An 18,115-nucleotide genomic window follows, 5' to 3' on the forward strand; every position below is an offset into this window, starting at 1 on the left:
TTGGTAGTTGCAATGGCTGCCGGTCCAATGGCATGGCGCCCAGTGCTGAGGTGGCTAGCTGGCAGGGCTGAGTTTCCGTCGCAACGCACTCCGGCGAGTTGGCGCGGTTCGTATTCGGCCGCAGCAGGGTGAGAAAATCTGCAAGGATCTTGTGAATCGTGAGAAAATGGTGCCCCGTTGCTCGCAAAGACGCGAAGCAGTACGCCGCTGCCGACGGTAGGATGCAGGAGATCCCCGCTAGGGGGGCTTTTGCGCTGAAAAAGAGCCCACATTGGAGCCGAAGGGCAAACAATCGGAGGTTGCGAAGAATGATGGTGCCCGGGGGGCGCGGGCGGCTGCAGCCCGTCAGCATCGCAGGCTATTGCAGCAACGAGCGGCCTATTGGGTCGGGGAAGTCGCGCGTGGAACCATGGAGATGACAGATCAAGCTGCCGCCTCGGACTTGCGGCCGCTCTTGCACAGCTCGTTAGGGCGCATTCGCTGGGGTTTGATGTTTCTTGTTGTCTTCGTCGGCCTGGGTGCGGCGGCAGCCCATTTTGCATCGAGCCTCGCAGAGTTCGTCGAAACGCCTGCCGCTGGGCAAGTCGGTTCAACGATGGTTCTGTCACCGGAGGACAGGGCATCCCTGACCGAGACACAGGGGGCGCAGCAGAAGCTGAGCGATGACATCGCAGAGCTCACCCGCCACATCGATGCCCAGCGGGGCGACCTCCAAGCGATCTTGGATCAGCTCACAACACTGACTTCGCGAATCGACACCTTGCAGATTCCGGCGCCTGGTCCATCTGCTCCTTCCGCTGCTACTTTGCCGCCAGACAAAGCGGTCTTGAGCTCCGTCAAGAAACGCATCGGACGCTCAAAACCACAGGGTCCTGTTTCGGTCGGAGGCGCGCCTTTGATCGCAGGACCGATCGGCGAGCGCTGACACCACAGACCGGTCGCCTCCGTATCGCTGTCTCACCGCCTCGCCACCGCCGGGGCGGGGCCCGCGCCGAGCGCCGCGTCAAGCTGGCTCGCGCCGCCTCGACCCAAACCGGATATGGATTGGCCCCGTCCATCACATGTCTCGTCAGTGCAGCCGGATCTTCGCGATCACAGCGAGAAGATCCGCTACGGACGGCCTCCGCCGTAAGTCCGAACCGAAACGCCTGTCGATCTGAATGATGGGCCCGAGCAACGCCGAACCTGGACTATCCTAGTGGCTCTGCACAGTGATTTTGACTGGTTAGCACCGTGGGGGTCCAACGGACTTTCAGCGGAAGCTTAAGAGCGCTAAGGATGCCGGGGTCATCTAACGGGCCAGGCAACTCGCAGGGCAGCCCGTCGCCGCCGGGGCGCGGACGCGTCTCCCGCGGGCTCGCGTGAATCTTCCGTATAGAGAGTCTGCGTTGCACGACGATCCTGGCCTTGCGCGCGACCCATCGCAGCACAGCCTGTCGGTGGAGGTCACCGCTGCGTCTGGGTCCAAAGGTTCGCATCGACGCCGTGTAGCCGCATGGCTTTGCGCGCCGCGTATAAGCGTCGCGCTGAGCGTCGGAATGGAAGCGATCCAACGCGCCACGCTGAGACCATGGCGTTTAAGTTGAAGTCCTGCTCCCAGTTCATGGCTCATAGAAGGGATTGTTGCCGGGCAGTAGGTAGTTCGAGCGAGCAATCGTCGCGTTACGACCAACATTGCCTACGATGTCAAGTCGCTATCCCTGGACGGAGCGGCCGTCGCGAGTCCATCGGGAGCCATTGTCCGTCGCAAGAAGGTTCTACGACTAAATTCTTCAGACAATTGAAGCGTCTCCGCACTGAGCGAGTATGCCGCGCGGTTGGCACAATCGCCAAGATCGGGGATTTCGGGTCAGTTGGTCGCACACTTGTCAGAGAGACGCGAGCTCACGACGAACATCAGTTGGCGATCGTGACAGCGGTGATCGCTCACCATCCCCCGCGTAGCGCTCATGGCTCATCAAGACGTCGAGGGGAGCCTCAGAGGGCTGGTAGGTCAAATTTGGCTTGAAGCTGACGTAAGGTCATATTGTAGCGTCGCCAGCGAAACATGACCAAAGCAGGCTCGATCCGATAATGCAATTTAGATTTACAGACTTCAACGACGTGCGCGCCGCAAACAGAGCATATAGCAAGGCTTCGGGAGTAGGTTATCATCGCAGTAGACTGCGCGGGACGCCACATCTCGAGCAGCAGGCAGCTTCAGCTCTTGACATATGGACTTGGTGTCTATCGCCTCAAGAGAGGATCAATTACATCCGAAAACATCGTTCCCAATTCCGGTTTGACAGCTACGGCCAGATGATCGGTGTCGTCCGCGGTCGTTGCTTCAGTGGTTACGCATCCGAGCTCATCAAATGGCGAAATCGATTCAGGGCCAACACGTGGCGTGCTGCCGTGTTGTTTTGCGCTGGGACTTGGGCAATCCTCATTTATGCTGTCCTCCGAATGCTAGATATTGTTCGCAATTGACTGGAGTTCCCATAGTAAGGCCGTTCACCGCCGCGTGTTTGAAAGTCTTTAGTATGCGTATGAACGGTTGCAAGCTGACTCGTGTCTGCAGCCGTAGTTCGGACTCGTCCCATCTTCGGCGCGTTACGGATTTGGTTCACGTGCAATCGGATAGTCATGAGATTGCCGCCCACGAACAGGGCCCCGTCTCGGTTGGTCGTCGGATGATCCAATCTTGGTCCGAAACCCCTGCCGGAGCTAATCTGACCGCCGGACCCAACTTATCAAAATCACTGTGCAGAGCCACTAGGCGAGCGTGATATCCGGCTTCGCTGTCACCGCCTCCAGAATCAATTGCGAATGCGCTTCGATTTGCGGTCACCGCCCTGGCGTTTAGGAGCGATGTCGCCGACTTCCTTGAGGCGACCGCGCCGGCGGATCGCGCTGACACCAAAGCGCTCGGCAGCCTGTCGACAGGACATGCCACCGTCAATCGCTGCTACCACCCTTTGGCGAAGATCAACCGAAAACGCCCTGGCCATACATGCTGGCCTCCCTCGCCAGCATGTGGCTTGAATCTGACTCGCGCCGTTTTGGGAATCCCACCCGATTCGGTCCGGTCGGAAAATGCTCTAGTATGACCGTACGGGCCGCGGCCCGCGACCTCATTTGATGCTTCAAGAACTGTGCGCATATGGGTGGTCTTCGTTAATATGGTGCGCGGTCGAGATAAGCGTCGAATGCCGCAGCAACGGCGCGGATGACAAAACGGTGCTCCTGCTTGACGCGGAGGATACCCTTCTCGATCTCCACTATCCCGTCCTCGGTGAGCATCTCCAAGCGATCAGCTGAAACAAGAAAAGCTACCGGATCAAATCCGTGCTTGACGCAGATTGCTGGAACATCGGCCTGTAAGTCGCACATCGCGCGTTCGATGATTTCGGCCCGAAGCCGATCTTCCTCGGTGAGACGGTAGCCCTTTGAAGTCGGGAAGCAGCCAGCTTTGATATGCTGATGATAGGAAGCGGTTGCGAGCTCATTCTGGACGTAGCCGTCAGGAAGGCGGCCAATGGCGGACGGACCGAAGCCGATCACGGTTTGACAGGTATCAGCCGAATAACCCAGGGAGTTGCGGCAAAGGCGACCGGCCTTCTGCGCCAGCGCGAGCTCGTCGGATGGCAAGGCGAAATGGTCGAGCCCAATTTGTCGGTAGCCCGCCGCGACCAGAGTTTCAGCCACCGCCGCGGCTTGCTCGGCGCGAGCGACATTGTCTGGCAGCGCCGCCTCATCGATCTGGCGCTGACGTTTCATATAGGAGGAAACATGGGCGTAGCCGAAAACCGCAAGCCGGTCCGGCCGCATAGCTACCGCGATTCTGGCGGAGTCAACGCAGGACTGCACCGACTGGTGTGGCAATCCGAACAGGAGGTCGAAGTTGATGCGGCTTATTCCATGCTGGCGCAGACTTTCGACGGCAAGAGCTATCTGTGTCTCGCTCTGGACGCGGTTCACTGCCCGCTGCACCAGGGGATCAAAACTTTGCGCGCCAATGCTGGCGCGGCTGACGCCGGCTGAGCCTAATGTTTCGGCCATCTCGGTCGTGAACGTTCTGGGATCGATCTCGACGGCAACGGTGGTCGACTTGCTGAATGTGAAGCAGTCGCGCAGGAGCTCCATCAGGCCCAAGAAGTCGGCAGGCGAGATGATGGTCGGCGTCCCGCCGCCGAAATGCACGTCGCTGACGGACAAGGCGCGGGGCGCCTGCGCTGCGACCAAATCAATCTCCTCGCGGAGCACCGCGAGATATTTGCGGATCGGTCGCTCGCTGTGAGTGAGGCTTGTCGGGAAGCCGCAATACCAGCAAATCGAGCGACAGAACGGAACGTGGAGATAGATGGATACCGGTTCATCGCGCGGCAGCCGCCTCAACCATCTCCCATAAGTGTTGGCGCCCACCATCGCGGAGAAATCAGGTACGGTCGGATAAATAGTGTACCAAGGCAGGCGGGAATCGCAATATTTGTTCAGCAACGAGGTCTGCACGTCTTATCTATCCATGCTCACACAACATGAAGTTGACCCATCTCCTCTTCGGTGTCTTTGCTTCATGTCAATGCGCCCGCTTTGGTCTCGATCTTTGTCTGGGCGTAGTGGCAATCCGTCCTCCGAAGGTGTGTCGCTTCTGGCTCTCACACGTTTATGAAGAAGCAATGATCTCAAACCATCAGCTCGCGGCGGATGTGGTAAAGCGCGCCGACGGCTGGCGGGATCAAATTCGCTCTGGCAGCCTGGCAGCATAGGATCAATAGGGCAGGAGGGTTCATGAACTGATGGTCATACGTTCAAATCCGGTCCCGCAACGACCGATGTTTGCGATAGCAAGCCATCCAGAGCCCAGGCCTCCGAGAGGAAGTCGGGGTTCTTCTTGTCCGCCGCAAATCGCAGGATCGCGGCCAAGTCACCGCGCAGCACGATTCGAGCGCATCCATCTCAGCCTTCATCGACGGTTCATACATGCCATCTTGATCGCAGTGATAATGCCTCAAATCTGCTTTTTGACTCTTTCCAGCTCGCTTTGCCCAGCATCCTGATCGGTTCGACGTTCGATCCGCATTCGGTTCACTTCTTGGGTGAATTCCTCGCAAAACTGCTTGAACAATTCGGGCTTTATTAAGTGCGTCCGGAGGCCGTTCAATACGGATGGCGCCAGCGCATCGTGCCGGATGTTCACGCGATTATTGCACGTCCCCTTGTTCCCGCGCCGCCGCGCAGCCGAGCAGGTCCTTCGTGTACCCACCGCCGACGCCGGCGGCCCAGGCATCTCTTCGCCGGCCTAGTGAGATGCGGTTGTTGCGTGGCGGTCGAGCTTGTCGCGGGCGTAGATGGCCTCCTGGCGGTAAGGCGGCTCGCCATCGGCATATTTGGCAACGGCAATCTGGGCCAGAAGCGCTTCCGTCGTCAAAGCAAGTGCCGGTAACGAGAGACGCGGAAGCCAACTCCAGCGTCGCCGACCGCCTCGCAGTGTTCCAGTTCAACGTCCTCTCGGCCTAATCCTCCGTAGAAATCACCCGGCCTCGGCGAGCCGAGGGGCATCAGCAGCTATCGGATTGCACGTCTCTCCACCATACTGTGTATGTGAAGGACAGGACTTGGCGGCAATCAAATACCTGAACGTGACCGCTGACGATTTTCACTGAGAAGAAGGACGATGTGTCGTCCTCGTAGCCGATGCATATCTCCGAGGTCCCAGGGCTCAATATCCAACGCGATTTCGCCCCGTGGTGACATAGGTTCGGTAACAAACCGCTGACGTGGCATTCACTGTCGTAGTCGTATCCGTACACTTGTTTTCCGCATACGGCGACACTAATCTCGTTGCGCGTTTTGGTTTCGCGTTCGTACACGCTGAGGACTTCGCAGCGGCGATGGTAAGCGAACGCGACCGCCGCTGACGCCACTCGGACATGCTGTTTCATATCACCTACCTAATGCCGGACGGACGAAGGGCGGGATGCGCCGAGTGCGCCCCCGTGTCGTCAATGGCCGGCAACGATCGCCGAGGGTAAGGGAGTCCAAATAAAAGACGCCGCTCCTCTTCGTCCTAACTCCCCACCGCGGGTTCTTTCTTTAGGCCCGCAAGGGTGACGACCCGGATCCTGATCGCCGAATCACTGCGCTTTAGCTCACTCGCGATCTCTTGCGCAGCTCGCGCGGCTTCCCGCAGTTCGAATACCCGCTGGTCGTCCAGCTTAGTCCATCGGGTAAATCGCTTACCTAGCAACCCCACCTAAAAGCAGTCATTTATCTGGGTTCTCCCCGACTAAATTCGTGTCCTACCGCTGTGCGACGTCAGTGCTTTGCCTGACAAGCTCGCGAACTCTTACGCGATAAGGTCTCGTCTGAGAATGCTAACCCGTTTGTTCAGTGCTCGGCGCAACGCATTGCCCTCATCTGTCGTCATCCTGCCAGCGGACCGCTCGGACACACAATCCATCATGACCCGTTGAATCTGGACCAGTTTCATACTTTCGATCTGGGCAATGCGCTTCTTAACTTCGGCGTGCAAGCAGGCAGTCTTTCTAGACATCGTCAGATCCTGATGCTCCACGGAGTCCAGCCCGAAAGGCTAACGACGTTTGACGGTACAGCATCAACATTGGATCGGGCTCCTACCTTTTCTGGGGGGCCCGTCGCTCCCTGGCCACTCATCCTCTATTCATCCTCGGGGCGGCCCGGGCTAAAGAAGGGCACTGCCCGTCGTCACCCAGCGCTCAATCTAGCGGAGGTCGAGGCGCCGAGACCGAGCACCCGCGCCGTTTCCGTCTGCTCTCGCCGTCTTCGACCAGCGCGACCGCCCGCGCCCTGAGATCCTTCGAGTATCCCTTCGCCATCGCGACCTCGCCATTGCTTGTCAAAGCAACCCGAATCTGATTAGCGCGCCTCAGGGACCCCCCTTATTTGTTCCGATTCACATCAACCGAAAACCGCTCTAGCCTGAAGGAGATCGAGCTTAGCGCGCCCGTACATCTGCCGTTTGACCAGCTTGAGTTTCCTGAGCTTCCACTTGGCCATTGGACCATGGTTGCGTGTGAACCTCCTCCGAATGAGTGGACACCTGTAGTAGGCTCAATGAGCCCGGAGGTGTCGAATGGAACGTCAACGTCGGTCGTTTACCGAGGATTACAAGCGCCAGGCGGTCGAACTGGTCGTGTCGAGCGGTCGCTCGATCGGGTCGGTTTCCAAAGAGCTGGGTCTGCGCGACTCGGTGCTGCGGCGCTGGGTAGATAAGCTCCGGCAGGAGCCGGCATCGGCGGCGTGGCGCCCCACCACGCAGGCGACGCCGATGTCGGCGGACCAGGCTTCAGAGATCGCCCGGTTGCGTCAGGAGAACGAACGGCTGCGCATGGAGCGCGACATTTTAAAAAAGTCGATCGCGATCTTTGCCGGAACCCGGACATGAGCTTTCGCTTCATCGAGGACCACCGCGAGACCTATCCGATACGCTTGATGTGTGCCGTGCTCGAGGTCTCGCCGGCGGGCTATTACGCATGGCGCGAGCGCCCGGTGAGCGCGCGTGCGGGCTCCAATTCCACGCTCCTGGCCGAGATCCGGCAGGTCCATCACGACAGCGGTCAGCGCTATGGCAGCCCGCGGGTCTATGCCGCTCTGCGGACCCAGGGACGGGGCGCCAGCCGCGGCCGGATCGAACGGCTGATGCGTCGATATGGCATTCGAGCGCTCATGGCGCGACCCCGTCGGGTTCGCACCACCGACAGTCGTCACGATCTGCCGATCGCGCCGAACCTGATCGCGCGTGACTTTGCCGCCGCAGCGCCAAACCGGGTCTGGCTCGCCGATATCAGCTACATCCCGACCGCGGAGGGCTGGTTATACCTGGCGGCCGTCATGGACATGTTCAGCCGAAAGATCGTCGGGTGGGCGATGCGGGATCACATGCAGGTCGAACTGCCATCCGCGGCTCTGGCAATGGCCATCAAGCAGCAACGCCCGCAGCACGGGTTGATCCACCACTCCGATCGCGGAGTGCAGTATGCCTCACGCGCCCATCGCGACGCTTTCACGGGCGCCGGCATCACCGCATCGATGAGCCGCAAGGCCGATTGCTACGACAACGCCCCGATGGAGAGCTTCTTTCATACGTTGAAAACCGAGCTCGTCCATCATCGCGACTACAACACCCGCGCCGAAGCCCAGCGCGATATCTTCGCCTTCATCGAGGGCTTCTACAACCGCACCAGGCTCCATTCCGCCATCGGATATATCGCCCCGATCAAAACGGAGCTAAAAGCCGCTTAAACCGTCCACTTTTTCGGGGGAAGATCAGTGTTAGCCGTGCACCGCACCCTTATCTTTGGCGATGCCATTCGCGAACGAGCCAATGAGGCTCCGCTTGGATTCATCCATCCAAGGTTCGAACTCGATCTCGCCCCTCTTTCTGATCATCGCGTGGAAGCGGCCAACGAGAGCGTGGGCATCGGCCAGCATAGGAACGCTTTGTTCAATACCGGCATCCGTTACGGTCTCGGCCTTGCTTAGGTGGTCGCTCTTCGTCGTCAACAACTGCGCGATCGTCCTGGCGGCGGGGACCTTCTGCAATTGTTGACGGCTGATAGTCTCGGCGCGTCGCCGTCGCGTGGCCCATTCCGCCACCGCGTGCAGTGATCCCTTAAAGCCTTGCCCTCTCAAACGGCGCTAGAGTTCGGCACCGTTGCGACAGCCGCCTGGTTCCTAGAGAGGCTACGAGAGACCGTTAACTATGGCAATCACGAGTTTCGGCAGAGAGTGGCTGATGATCTGCGGCAGGCGGCGGCCAATCCGAGATTGCGCGAGCAGTTTTTTGCACAGGCTTCCGAGGCCAACGCGAGCTGCGAGGATCGAGTTACCTTGCACTGGAACGGTATGCAGACCGCGCGCCTCAACGCTGATGTCGAAGGCGGCGTATATGACGATCGTCTTGGCGAACTGATCCAGCGCGGCCGTGTTGCGTTCCGCTTGGAGGCACTTGACGAGATCGCGCGCGACAGGGTCAACTCGCTCCTCAGCCTCGACCCAGACATAGACGACGTGGAAGTCTACTTGGCCTATCAACATCGGCTGCGCGAGCCGCTGGAGCTCAGTCACGTCGCCCCTGACATGCGCTTCCTGGCGGTCTCTCGCGTAAGCGAGGATGATGCGACGGAGGCGCTGGACCTGGTCCGGGAGCGGGAAGCGAACCAATTCACCGACTATATGGCCACCCGCTGGCAACCTTGGGAGACGGTGCTGAGGCGCATCGCACCGGACGAACATGCAGCGATGCAGGACCGGCTTGTCGAAGCCATGGGCGAAGAGTTTCAAAGCCGTCTGGATCAGCGACTGGCCGAACATGGTCTGGTAGGCGACGTCGATGCCGAGCGGGTGCTCGGAGCCCAAGTCCGAAACCAAATCGCAGCCGAGATAAAAGGCGAGGTCATGCACCGGCTGCTCGCAGAGCGTGGCCTAGAACAGTGAGACTTCCCCTCTTGGAAGCCGACATGAAGCTTTGCCACGCCGAGCTGGCCGAAGAGAATCAGCTCCTTTTTCTGGTCCTGGCATCGACAGGCGTGAGCCTGTCAGAGGCATTAGAAATCAACAAAGAATTCGAAGAACGAACTTGTAGGTACACCTTTGTTGGAATGAAGTCCTTGACCTCCAAAAGGCGCACTCCTTTCCGAAAGTCCTGCGTCTCCGCCAGCCGAAACAAATACGACGGAACCTATTGACAGGTCGCATCCCGGAGGCGTTGAAGAGGCTGAACAGGTTTCTGGACAATTGCTGAATCGATGATTCGATAAGGTCATCCAAGTGGATCGACCGGATAGGCTATGGGCGAAAGTTGGTGACAGCATGAAGAGGTAAGGCGGCGTATCGTGGTGGTGTTCGAAGCCTCCAGTTTCCATCGAAGGAAGATACGCCGTGACCGACACTAACGGTTTTCAATTTTCCCAGCCAGGAAGTTTCGCGGACCCGCTTACCGAGGTTTTTCGCAACGGCGCGCGAGCGCTGCTGATGGAGGCCGTGGAGGCCGAAGTGGCGGCTTTGCTCGGCAGGCACGCCGCAGGTTACCGATGATGGCCGCCAACGGCTGGTGCGCCACGGCCATCTGCCCGAGCGAGAGATCATAACTGGCATCGGCTCGGTAGCGGTGCGCTGCTCGCGGATATCTGTCGTACTCACAGTTACGCAGGAGAGTGACCGTCGACGCGTGGTCGATGAAGGCTCCGCACGTCCAGCTCAAATTGTCTTCAGGTCTTTCACTCCGTGGTTGACGCTTGCTCTTCAGGAGCGATTCGATGCGCCTCATGCGGCGGCACCGGCCGAAATCAAGTCGAAGTGTCCTGCAAACCTACAACTCAATAGGGTCCGAGTTCAGGACGGTGATGCGTCTGGGCAACTGTTGTCGACTAACTCAAAAATGTCACGCCAAGTCGGCGCGCATCACGCCAAACTACCTGGCATATCGTATCGATGTCCGCGCTTAGAACGCGCAGCCCAAAGGTTGCGGGCATGAAACGCGCGTCAGGCGTCTGAACGATTGCGGAGGATGCCGTGAGGTGGCGGACCTTGCAGCGCATTGGACTGCCATCAACCAAGATCTGTCCTGCGCAGACAATGCTTTTCCGCTCATTCGACATATTCCGCCTTTCCCAATATAGCACCTGCACTTTTGACCGGCGACTTCCGCCTCAAATAAGGCCAGACCATGGTGTCACGCTACTCTCGGCGTCTCTTTTTCAATCCCAGCCAACTTTGCCAACCTCCCATCGTGTGTCCACAATTCTCCACCCGGCGTGCTTCGTGTCGCCGCTGCTGTTCCAAGCTGCAACCTACTCGACCATGACGCGCTCCACATTCCGTAAACCGCGCAGCGCGCCCTCATCATGCCGCTCTTCGCTCCGCCAGTAGCAGATTTGCAGCGTCTTGGACAACGGCCCGCCTCCCTTCTTCTCGCAGGCCCTCCAAGCTCCAAACAGCGCGCTTCCGCCTTGCGCGGTACACCCATAGAAGCTTCGACGCTCGGCGCGGCTTGGACTCTTGACAACCGTTTCTGCCGCGGCCCGGCGTGGCGAGCGCAAGCTCCGGCAAAGCCGGCCGGGCCAATCGGCCGTGAAACCGTTGGAGCACAGTATCTTGGCACACCCGGGGACGTTGATCTGCTTACAAGGATGCCGCGGAACTGGATCGACGAGGCGTTGAAGTCGCCGTGACGGCGTCACGACTGCCGCTTTCACATGTCGATTGGACCGCTTATCAACTGAGGTGTATTCCCCTCGATGACTCTGCGCGATCTCGATTGAACAGGCTTTCTTGTGCTGCCCGAACGAAAGGCTCTCCACACCCGCCTCGATCAACGCCTGCTCACCCTAGCACCCACTTTTCGTGGAACGAGAGTCGTGATTCAAGCGAGATAATACCCGAAGCAAGAGAAGTGCGCTTTTCGAGGAAAGATCGCAAGTGCCTGAAACCTGTTGCCCCTCACCGGTGACATTGCAGCGTGATTTGAAGCGAGCGCGGATACTTCTGTTGGCGGCGGCCGGACGCGGCCCCCGGTCGATCGCCAAGGAAGTTGGGGTCTAGCCGCGGATTGTCAGCCTTTGGCGGCATCGCTATGCTGAGCAACGTCTTGAAGGGCTGCAAGACAAGCCGCGGCCCGGCAAGCTGCGATCTATACGAAGACGACCGACAAGCGGATTCTCAAGCTGCTGGATAAGGCGCCCCGCGCAAGGGTTTGCGCGCTGGACCACCCGCCCTCTGCTGGCCGAGGCGCTGGGCGATGTTGATGTCCAATATGTCTGGCGGCCCCTGCACAACCACAAGATTGACCTCGCGGCTCGCCAGTCTGGTGGGAGAGCAATGACCCGAACGTTGCGGCCAAAGCCGCCGATGTAGTCGGCCTTTACGTCGCCCCGCCAGCGAAGGCGCTATGCGTGGACGAGAAGCGCTCAGATCCACGCCTTGGAGCATCCGAAGTTGCTCAACGGCCGCGCCTTGCCCGGCTAGAGCCACGATTAGAAGCGGCATAGTTGCGCCTGAGCTCAGTCCCTGGCCGGCTCGCGCCAAATATTCCAATCCTTTAGTGTCCGTGTCGTGCATGGCCGCCTGGGGCGCGGTCCCTTCGCCTGGCACAATGCTTGCTGTGGATCATTCACTGGCTGGGACGAGGAAGCGACGACCAGACGTGGGAGATATGTCACGATGAGTGCAACACCTTTGATCGATGATGTCATTCCGCGCGGCAACGTTGTGAAACGGGCAGCGCGCATCGGCGCCGAAATCAAAGATCTGAGGCTCACGGGCGATTTGCCGACCCAGATCATCGCTGCGATCAGTGGTCTGTTACTCGAGCACAAGGTGATCTTCTTCCGTAACCAGAGCCATCTTGATGATGCTGGGCAGGAGCGCTTTGCAGCTCGGTTCGGAAAGCTGGTACCGCACCCGATGCTCGGTGCTGCCAACGGAACTGCGTCGCTCCTTGAACTCGACTCCACCCGCGGCGGAGGTCGCGCTGACATATGGCACGCAGATGGGACCTTTGCCGACGCATATCCGAAGATTCTGGTTCTACGAGCCGTTGTAATCCCATCGTTCGGCGGCGATACGCTGTGGTCGAATACAGCAGCCGCGTATCTCGATCTGCCGCCTCCGCTACAACGGCTTGCCGACGGCCTCTGGGCCGTTCACAGCAACCTCTTCGATTACGCCGGAATGGCCCGTGTCCGCGAAGTCGACAAGAAGCATTTTGACGATGTCTTCACCAGAACCATCTTTGAGACCGAGCATCCTCTCGTCCGCGTCCACCCCGAGACCAGTGAACGCACGCTATTGCTCGGCGCGTTGGTACAGCGTTTTGTCGACATTCCCAAATATGACGGTCAGAAACTGTTCGACTTATTCCAATATCATATCACTGCAGCCGAGAACACCGTGCGTTGGAACTGGACGGAGGGCGACGTCGCGATATGGGACAACTGCGCAACGTTGCACTACGCGGTCAACGATTATGGCGATCAGCATCGCGTCATGCGCCGGGCCACGATCGATGGCGACGTGCCCGTAAGCGTCGACGGCAGGCGCAGCATAACGCGGCTCAAGATCACCAAGCAGCCGCCCTCGATACCGCCCATCATGCTCCAAGCTGGACAATCGAGCGAGCCTGGCTGAACGGAGCTGTTCCCGCTGAGTCCCACTGGTTGACTGCTCCCGCTGAAATCGTCTGAGGTCCAGCGCACGCGCCCCATACGTCGTTGTTCCCAGAGTAGTCACCGTGAAAAGTTGCCGTATGGATCGCTCGAGCTCCAAATCGGAGCCTTTGCCGGTACAGTTGGAGCAGATGATGACCCGACTTACACCATTGCGTCGATGACGCACGTGTTGTGCCGGCGACCTTTGCAGCCGGCCCGCTTGCGCGCGTCAGCTCAATCTTCGCTTTCATCTCCGCATGGTTTGTTCTGGTGGCGCTCACGGCCTGCTTGAATAGAGTTTTGTCCCCCTCTCTGCCGGAGTACTCCGTTGGAATTCCTGGCGAGCCAGCACCGCTTATCCAACTGAAGACCATAAAGCTCTCGCCGGTAGCCTATTTCCGGAGCGGACATCCCAGATTCGCGACGTTCGGTTATAGGCAGCATCGACCTCTTGAGCCGAGGTTCGAATGGTAAGAAGGTTCGCTTTCGAGGAGCTGACGAACTGGAACAGAATGGCCGATCGAACAGCCGGAAACGTGCGGTTGGTGATGCCGATCGCCGATACGCTCGGGCCCGCGGGCTTGCAAGGCGCTGTGCATCCTGACAAGGATCCGAGGTCAAGCCGACATCACGAACCATTGGAGCAGCATGGAGCTTACGCTAGGTGATCTCGAAGCACCGCTGACGTTAAAAGTCGGTAACACGATGTTGAACGGATTCCCATTCCCAACGGCGCGAGCAAGAAAAGGCTTCAACAAACATGTCTCCAAAGACATCCCTGGCGACTGGAGACCGTGCAAACCGGTATGTCGCCTCTGATAAGCTTTGCGGAAGTCAGCGGAAGTATGGCAGGTTTTCTCGCTTGCATCACCGACGATCGAAGCCCGCAATGCAGCATCTTCTTCGATTCCCAGAATGCCTGAACCGATCGCGCACGAGAGCGCGAGATATGGGTTCATGTCCGCGCCTATTGGACAGGCTGGAGCCCAGCAGCCGGGCACCAACCGCTTGTAGCTATTGAAGTTCGGCGCGGCGAGCACACAGAAATCACTCATGTATTTCAGCTGTCTGCCAATGAATTGACTCATCTGTTTTGAGATACTGCGGAACCTGTCGCGGTCGTGGAACGCATTGTCACCGTCGGACGCAACTGAGATGTGAATATGTCCGGACCGGCCGGGCCATTTCTCAGAAACCTTGGCCATGAAAGTGGCCATCATGCCCCGCGTTTGCGCCCACGCCTTTATCATCGATTTGAATGCGATGCTCGATCCGCGGCCTCCAGCGCATCACAATAATGAAGTGACGCTTCAATGACGCCAGGCCCCGTTTCAAAGTGCAGCGCGATAAGAGGTATTCTGGCCTTGTCACAAAGCACCAAGATCTCACCGAACAGCTCCTGGTGTGCGACAGAGCGCGCAATCGAGTAACCGAATGGACCACGCGTTAACGGAACCCATTTGTCAAAGGGCTTCTCTTCTATCGTGTCTGCGTTCTCCTTGAACAGCATAAATTCAAACTCGAACCCGGCAGCGCAGCTGTATACACGACCTGCCTGATCGATCGCACGCCTGCAGCGCCCAGCGCGTCAGCCAAACGCGCTTTGTCACGTCGGGCGGCTGACAGCGCCGTCCCATTTGAAGGTAAGCCTAGCCGCTCCGACAGCAAGTTGGCGAGCTCAACACCGGTTTCGCACCCTGCGATAACAAACTCCAGCTTCCTGCCGCGGAGGACCTGAGCATGAAATTCAACGATCTCCTCATTAGACATTTGCTCGGGCGGACGAGTGACTTCATCATACAGATCTGCATTGAAATGCGGTTGAAAGATCGCAGGAATTTGCGCAGCAGACATCACGTGCACCGTTCCAATTTCATAACATTCAAACTCCTCCGGTAGGTCATCGACCGGTCGAGTATGCGTCCACGATTACGCAACTGCGTTCCTTCATGCGGATCTCCGATACTGCAAGTAGATGTTGCCCGAGGCGACAGCCGTAATGAGCACGTTTCCAACGAACGTATGTGAGGAGGGCACGATGCGAGAATCGCAGTATTGGAACAGAAAGGTGATGATAGGAGCCGTGGACAGGACCATGTTGACTGTGAACGGCTCTACGCGGCGAATGCCCGCTTGGATCAAGAGCAAAGGAACGATGATCGTCGACAGCCCAATCGTCGCGATTGCAAGCCAATGCTGCGAGATCTCAAGCACGAGAGAGGAATAGTCAGCCAGTCCCAGCAGCAGCAGAATGGTTGCGTAAAACCGATGGGCCAGCACTTGCCGTACAGAAAACCCACGGTCGAAGAGTAACTTGACGAGAATATTTGTGAGGGCCAGCGAGAGACCGGCCACGATTGCCAAGACGATGCCAAAGGACGATCGAGTCCCCCACTCCATGCCCGCGTTGCCGCTAGCCGAGATCCAAATCATGTAGCATCCAATCGCCGCGATCGTAACGCTCACGACAACATCGGATGCTGGAGGGACGCCCTGTCGCCTGATCAGTGCATTTAACCACACTGTTGCTGTGGGCCCTAACGCCACCATGAACGCGACGACGATCGCCGGTTCTGCATATTTGAGACCGATGAACAAGCCGATCCAGCTTATCGCGGTCACGACATTGAGCGAGACAAAGCACCGGGAGCGAGCGCTTCGTCAGCCGCGCCTCGCCTCCCTCGTGGCGAGCTAGGAGATTGAACATTAGACAAACCGCAGCAAAGGACAGCAGCAGAGCGACGAACACGTCTGCTTGCTGAAAATACGACGCGGCATAAACCTCCCCTGCGGCGCTCACGACGACATAAAGCGCCACAAAGAGAACTCCTAGAGCGAAGCGACTTGCCGATCGCCCGCCTGCCATGCATCTTCCACGGCCCGTTTCGGCCTGGCGAATCGGGATTTGCTGGGACGGCAGCCGTCGCGCGGCCCGCGCGTTGCACGACGCGATGCCGCTGCTGCGCGAAGCTGACGTCCTCACCATTGTCGCGATCGCCGCTCCAAACAGGCTTCCGGCGGAAAGTTCTACGGAGCATTTGGGGCAGTACAAAGTCGGCCTTGCTGCAAAAGGTCGTTTCACTCCCGGCATCCCGGTCAGCGGGGCGCACCCTCCTGTCGCTCGCGGCGCACCAAAGCTTCGACCTGCTGGTGATGGGCGGATCCGGCACCTTCGTCCACGGCCGATTTCGGCTCTCCGCCTTAGGATGACCTGGCCAATAATCCTTCTCCAGCCACCGGCCGGCCGCCGCTGTGAACAACGCGCATATTGGCGGCTCCCCTCATCGGTTACGCCAGGTCCACCTGGACGACGAGCTTGGTATGATCGGATACGCGCGCACGCGTGAGCCCGAGAACTTGGCTCGGGTGACATATTGATCCGGCTCAACGGCTGGCCTTGCCGCTCTCCGGTGATTTTCGATCGATATCGACTTGCCACATTCTAAGGCATTGCGCTTCCGCCTGGCCGCACCTTCTCACGAGATCAGCCGACATCCGACTAGCGTCTTGCGCAGGCAGCCGCATGGTTGTGGTCCGTTTGGTATGATTGCGGCACCGATGCGGTTCACTCGCAACAGCGAGATCTACGGCGAGGATGAGGCAGCTGAATACCTGTATCAGGTGGTGTCAGGTGCTGTGCGAACCTACAAGATTCTGGAGGACGGACGCCGTCAGATCGGTGCATTTTATCTGCCCGGTGACATCTTCGGCTTCGAGGCCAGAGAAAGCCATATCTCTTCGGCCGAGGCGATCTGTGAGACGCATCTGCTGATGGTGAAGCGCTCCGCCGTCATTGTTCGCGCCAGTCACGAGAGGGAGCTCACGCGACAGCCGTGGGACGGTATGGCGCTGGAGCTCCGCCTCTTTCAAGCAACATTCAATGCTCCTGATCGGCAGCGCAGAAGATCGGGTGATGGCCTTTCTGCTCGATATGTCTCGCCGCGCTACCAAGAACGCTGCGATCGAACTTCCCATGTCACGGCAGGATGTTGCCGATTACCTTGGTTTGACCATCGAGACGGTGTCGTACGCCTTTACCCAACTTGAGCAGAATGGCGTTATTGCCCTACCAACCTCACGCCGAGTCGAGTTGCGTGACGGCAGATTATCCAGCCGCTATGCGCAGAACTTGGGTTAAGTCGCAAGCCGCGGCGAAAATGCGAATTCTGCAAGAACAGCGCGAACAATTGCGGCGCCGTGAAGGACACTGACCCTTAGCTCGAGCGACCTGCTACCTTGTTCCTCCATGGAGCCTGCAATGACCATCGATCTGTTGCTTCGAGAGCATCGCAATATTGATCTTCTTCTGACTTTCCTCCAACGCGAATTGGAGGTTTTCGAGCATGGGACCCGTCCGGACTATGAGGTCATTCGCGCGATCCTCAGCTATTTCGAGGTTTACCCGGCGATGTACCATCATCCTCAAGAAGACTTGATTTTCTCAAAGCTCGAGACTCGCGATCCGGATGCGATGTCGGCAATCTCGCACATGAACACCAGGAAGTCGTCGACCGTCTGCACCACGCCGTTCAAGCTATTGATGGGTCCTCGCGGATCGTGAACTCGTTCGGCAAGACGTCGGCAATACCGTACGCGACTTTATCGTACGCGAGCGGCACCACATGATGTTGGAAGAACGAGATTTATTTCCCGCCGCCGTTCTGGCTCTATCCCCTCAGGATTGGTCCGACATCGCTTCTGCTCTCACCGATCATGGTGATCCCCTATTCAGCGAAGCAGCAAGGGCGACCTCCGATGCGCTAAGAGCGCATATCCTAGAATTGGAGCAAGAAGCTGAAGCCGAACGGAGTTCGGTCGCTCTTTCCTCCGGAATGGCCAGCAGCCCGCTACATGGCCTCACGAGGGACGGCTAGTATCCTTCGGGAGAGGAATACTTTCTCCCTTCGCTCATGCAATTGGATCAAAACGAGAACTGGCTTGCATGC

9 protein-coding genes and 8 pseudogenes are annotated in these 18,115 nt (G+C 58.4%); 9 read left to right on the plus strand and 8 right to left on the minus strand.

What is annotated here, in order from left to right; genetic code table 11:
- The first annotated feature begins 415 nt into the window (after positions 1-415).
- Positions 416-925, plus strand: a complete 510-nt coding sequence (locus tag WDM24_RS06535; protein ID WP_224496603.1) for a hypothetical protein — start codon at positions 416-418, stop codon at positions 923-925.
- A gap of 542 nt (positions 926-1,467) precedes the next feature.
- On the opposite strand, the pseudogene WDM24_RS06540 reads toward WDM24_RS06535, so the two are convergent.
- The 4 genes and pseudogenes from WDM24_RS06540 to WDM24_RS06555 all read right to left on the minus strand — a co-directional run.
- Positions 1,468-1,679 (minus strand): annotated as a pseudogene (locus WDM24_RS06540) (sarcosine oxidase subunit beta); the annotation flags it as partial.
- Between the two features lie 1,128 nt (positions 1,680-2,807).
- A pseudogene (locus WDM24_RS06545) lies at positions 2,808-2,990 on the minus strand (IS630 family transposase); the annotation flags it as partial.
- A 166-nt stretch (positions 2,991-3,156) separates the two neighbouring features.
- On the minus strand, positions 3,157-4,491 hold the full coding sequence (hemN, locus tag WDM24_RS06550) for an oxygen-independent coproporphyrinogen III oxidase (protein ID WP_338830720.1): 1,335 nt from the start codon (positions 4,489-4,491) through the stop codon (positions 3,157-3,159).
- Positions 4,492-5,308: 817 nt separating this feature from the next.
- A pseudogene (locus WDM24_RS06555) lies at positions 5,309-5,410 on the minus strand (IS66 family transposase); the annotation flags it as partial.
- A gap of 1,686 nt (positions 5,411-7,096) precedes the next feature.
- Between WDM24_RS06555 and WDM24_RS06560 the strand changes: the two are divergent.
- A protein-coding gene (locus tag WDM24_RS06560; protein WP_338830721.1) for an IS3 family transposase occupies positions 7,097-8,265 on the plus strand; the annotation gives its coding sequence in 2 pieces (ribosomal slippage) (positions 7,097-7,385 and positions 7,385-8,265; 1,170 coding nt in all).
- Between the two features lie 36 nt (positions 8,266-8,301).
- Here the strand turns inward: WDM24_RS06560 and WDM24_RS06565 are convergent.
- A pseudogene (locus WDM24_RS06565) lies at positions 8,302-8,691 on the minus strand (ISL3 family transposase); the annotation flags it as partial.
- Between WDM24_RS06565 and WDM24_RS06570 the strand changes: the two are divergent.
- From WDM24_RS06570 to WDM24_RS06585, 4 genes and pseudogenes are all read left to right on the plus strand, one after another.
- Positions 8,689-9,459: pseudogene (locus tag WDM24_RS06570) on the plus strand (NEL-type E3 ubiquitin ligase domain-containing protein); the annotation flags it as partial. The pseudogenes WDM24_RS06565 and WDM24_RS06570 overlap by 3 nt on opposite strands.
- 444 nt (positions 9,460-9,903) lie before the next feature.
- Positions 9,904-10,150 (plus strand): annotated as a pseudogene (locus WDM24_RS06575) (IS256 family transposase); the annotation flags it as partial.
- Between the two features lie 1,245 nt (positions 10,151-11,395).
- Positions 11,396-11,985: pseudogene (locus WDM24_RS06580) on the plus strand (helix-turn-helix domain-containing protein); the annotation flags it as partial.
- Positions 11,986-12,183: 198 nt separating this feature from the next.
- The gene (locus WDM24_RS06585) at positions 12,184-13,149 is read left to right on the plus strand and encodes a TauD/TfdA dioxygenase family protein (RefSeq protein WP_166104080.1); all 966 of its coding nucleotides are present in this window, start codon (positions 12,184-12,186) and stop codon (positions 13,147-13,149) included.
- A 637-nt stretch (positions 13,150-13,786) separates the two neighbouring features.
- On the opposite strand, the pseudogene WDM24_RS44410 reads toward WDM24_RS06585, so the two are convergent.
- The 3 genes and pseudogenes from WDM24_RS44410 to WDM24_RS06600 all read right to left on the minus strand — a co-directional run bounded on the left by WDM24_RS44410 (position 13,787) and on the right by WDM24_RS06600 (position 15,791).
- Positions 13,787-14,679, minus strand: a pseudogene (locus tag WDM24_RS44410) (hypothetical protein).
- Entirely contained in the window at positions 14,649-15,023 is a 375-nt protein-coding gene (locus WDM24_RS06595) for a hypothetical protein (protein ID WP_224924218.1), read from the minus strand. Before WDM24_RS06595 ends, WDM24_RS44410 begins: the two are co-directional and overlap by 31 nt.
- 93 nt (positions 15,024-15,116) lie before the next feature.
- Positions 15,117-15,791, minus strand: a complete 675-nt coding sequence (locus WDM24_RS06600; RefSeq protein ID WP_338696106.1) for an EamA family transporter — start codon at positions 15,789-15,791, stop codon at positions 15,117-15,119.
- 936 nt (positions 15,792-16,727) lie between these two features.
- Here WDM24_RS06600 and WDM24_RS06605 point away from each other — a divergent pair.
- The 3 genes from WDM24_RS06605 to WDM24_RS06615 all read left to right on the plus strand — a co-directional run bounded on the left by WDM24_RS06605 (position 16,728) and on the right by WDM24_RS06615 (position 17,730).
- Complete coding sequence (locus tag WDM24_RS06605) at positions 16,728-17,216, plus strand: cyclic nucleotide-binding domain-containing protein (RefSeq protein ID WP_338830722.1); 489 nt, start codon at positions 16,728-16,730, stop codon at positions 17,214-17,216.
- On the plus strand, positions 17,131-17,307 hold the full coding sequence (locus WDM24_RS06610) for a helix-turn-helix domain-containing protein (RefSeq protein ID WP_224924784.1): 177 nt from the start codon (positions 17,131-17,133) through the stop codon (positions 17,305-17,307). The genes WDM24_RS06605 and WDM24_RS06610 overlap by 86 nt, the downstream gene beginning before the upstream one ends.
- Before the next feature lie 120 nt (positions 17,308-17,427).
- A complete protein-coding gene (locus WDM24_RS06615) occupies positions 17,428-17,730 on the plus strand; it encodes a hemerythrin domain-containing protein (RefSeq protein WP_338696110.1) in 303 nt (100 codons plus the stop codon).
- Positions 17,731-18,115 lie beyond the last annotated feature (385 nt).

Origin of the sequence: Bradyrhizobium sp. 27S5, from assembly GCF_037217225.1 — a bacterium.
GTDB lineage: Bacteria > Pseudomonadota > Alphaproteobacteria > Rhizobiales > Xanthobacteraceae > Bradyrhizobium > Bradyrhizobium septentrionale.

Coding starts and splice junctions, on each gene's coding strand:
- WDM24_RS06535 (WP_224496603.1), top strand. CDS start 416: ATGACAGATCAAGCTGCCGCCTCGGACTTGCGGCCGCTCTTGCACAGC.
- WDM24_RS06585 (WP_166104080.1), top strand. CDS start 12,184: ATGAGTGCAACACCTTTGATCGATGATGTCATTCCGCGCGGCAACGTT.
- WDM24_RS06595 (WP_224924218.1), bottom strand. CDS start 15,023: ATGTCTGCTGCGCAAATTCCTGCGATCTTTCAACCGCATTTCAATGCA.
- WDM24_RS06605 (WP_338830722.1), top strand. CDS start 16,728: ATGCGGTTCACTCGCAACAGCGAGATCTACGGCGAGGATGAGGCAGCT.
- WDM24_RS06615 (WP_338696110.1), top strand. CDS start 17,428: ATGACCATCGATCTGTTGCTTCGAGAGCATCGCAATATTGATCTTCTT.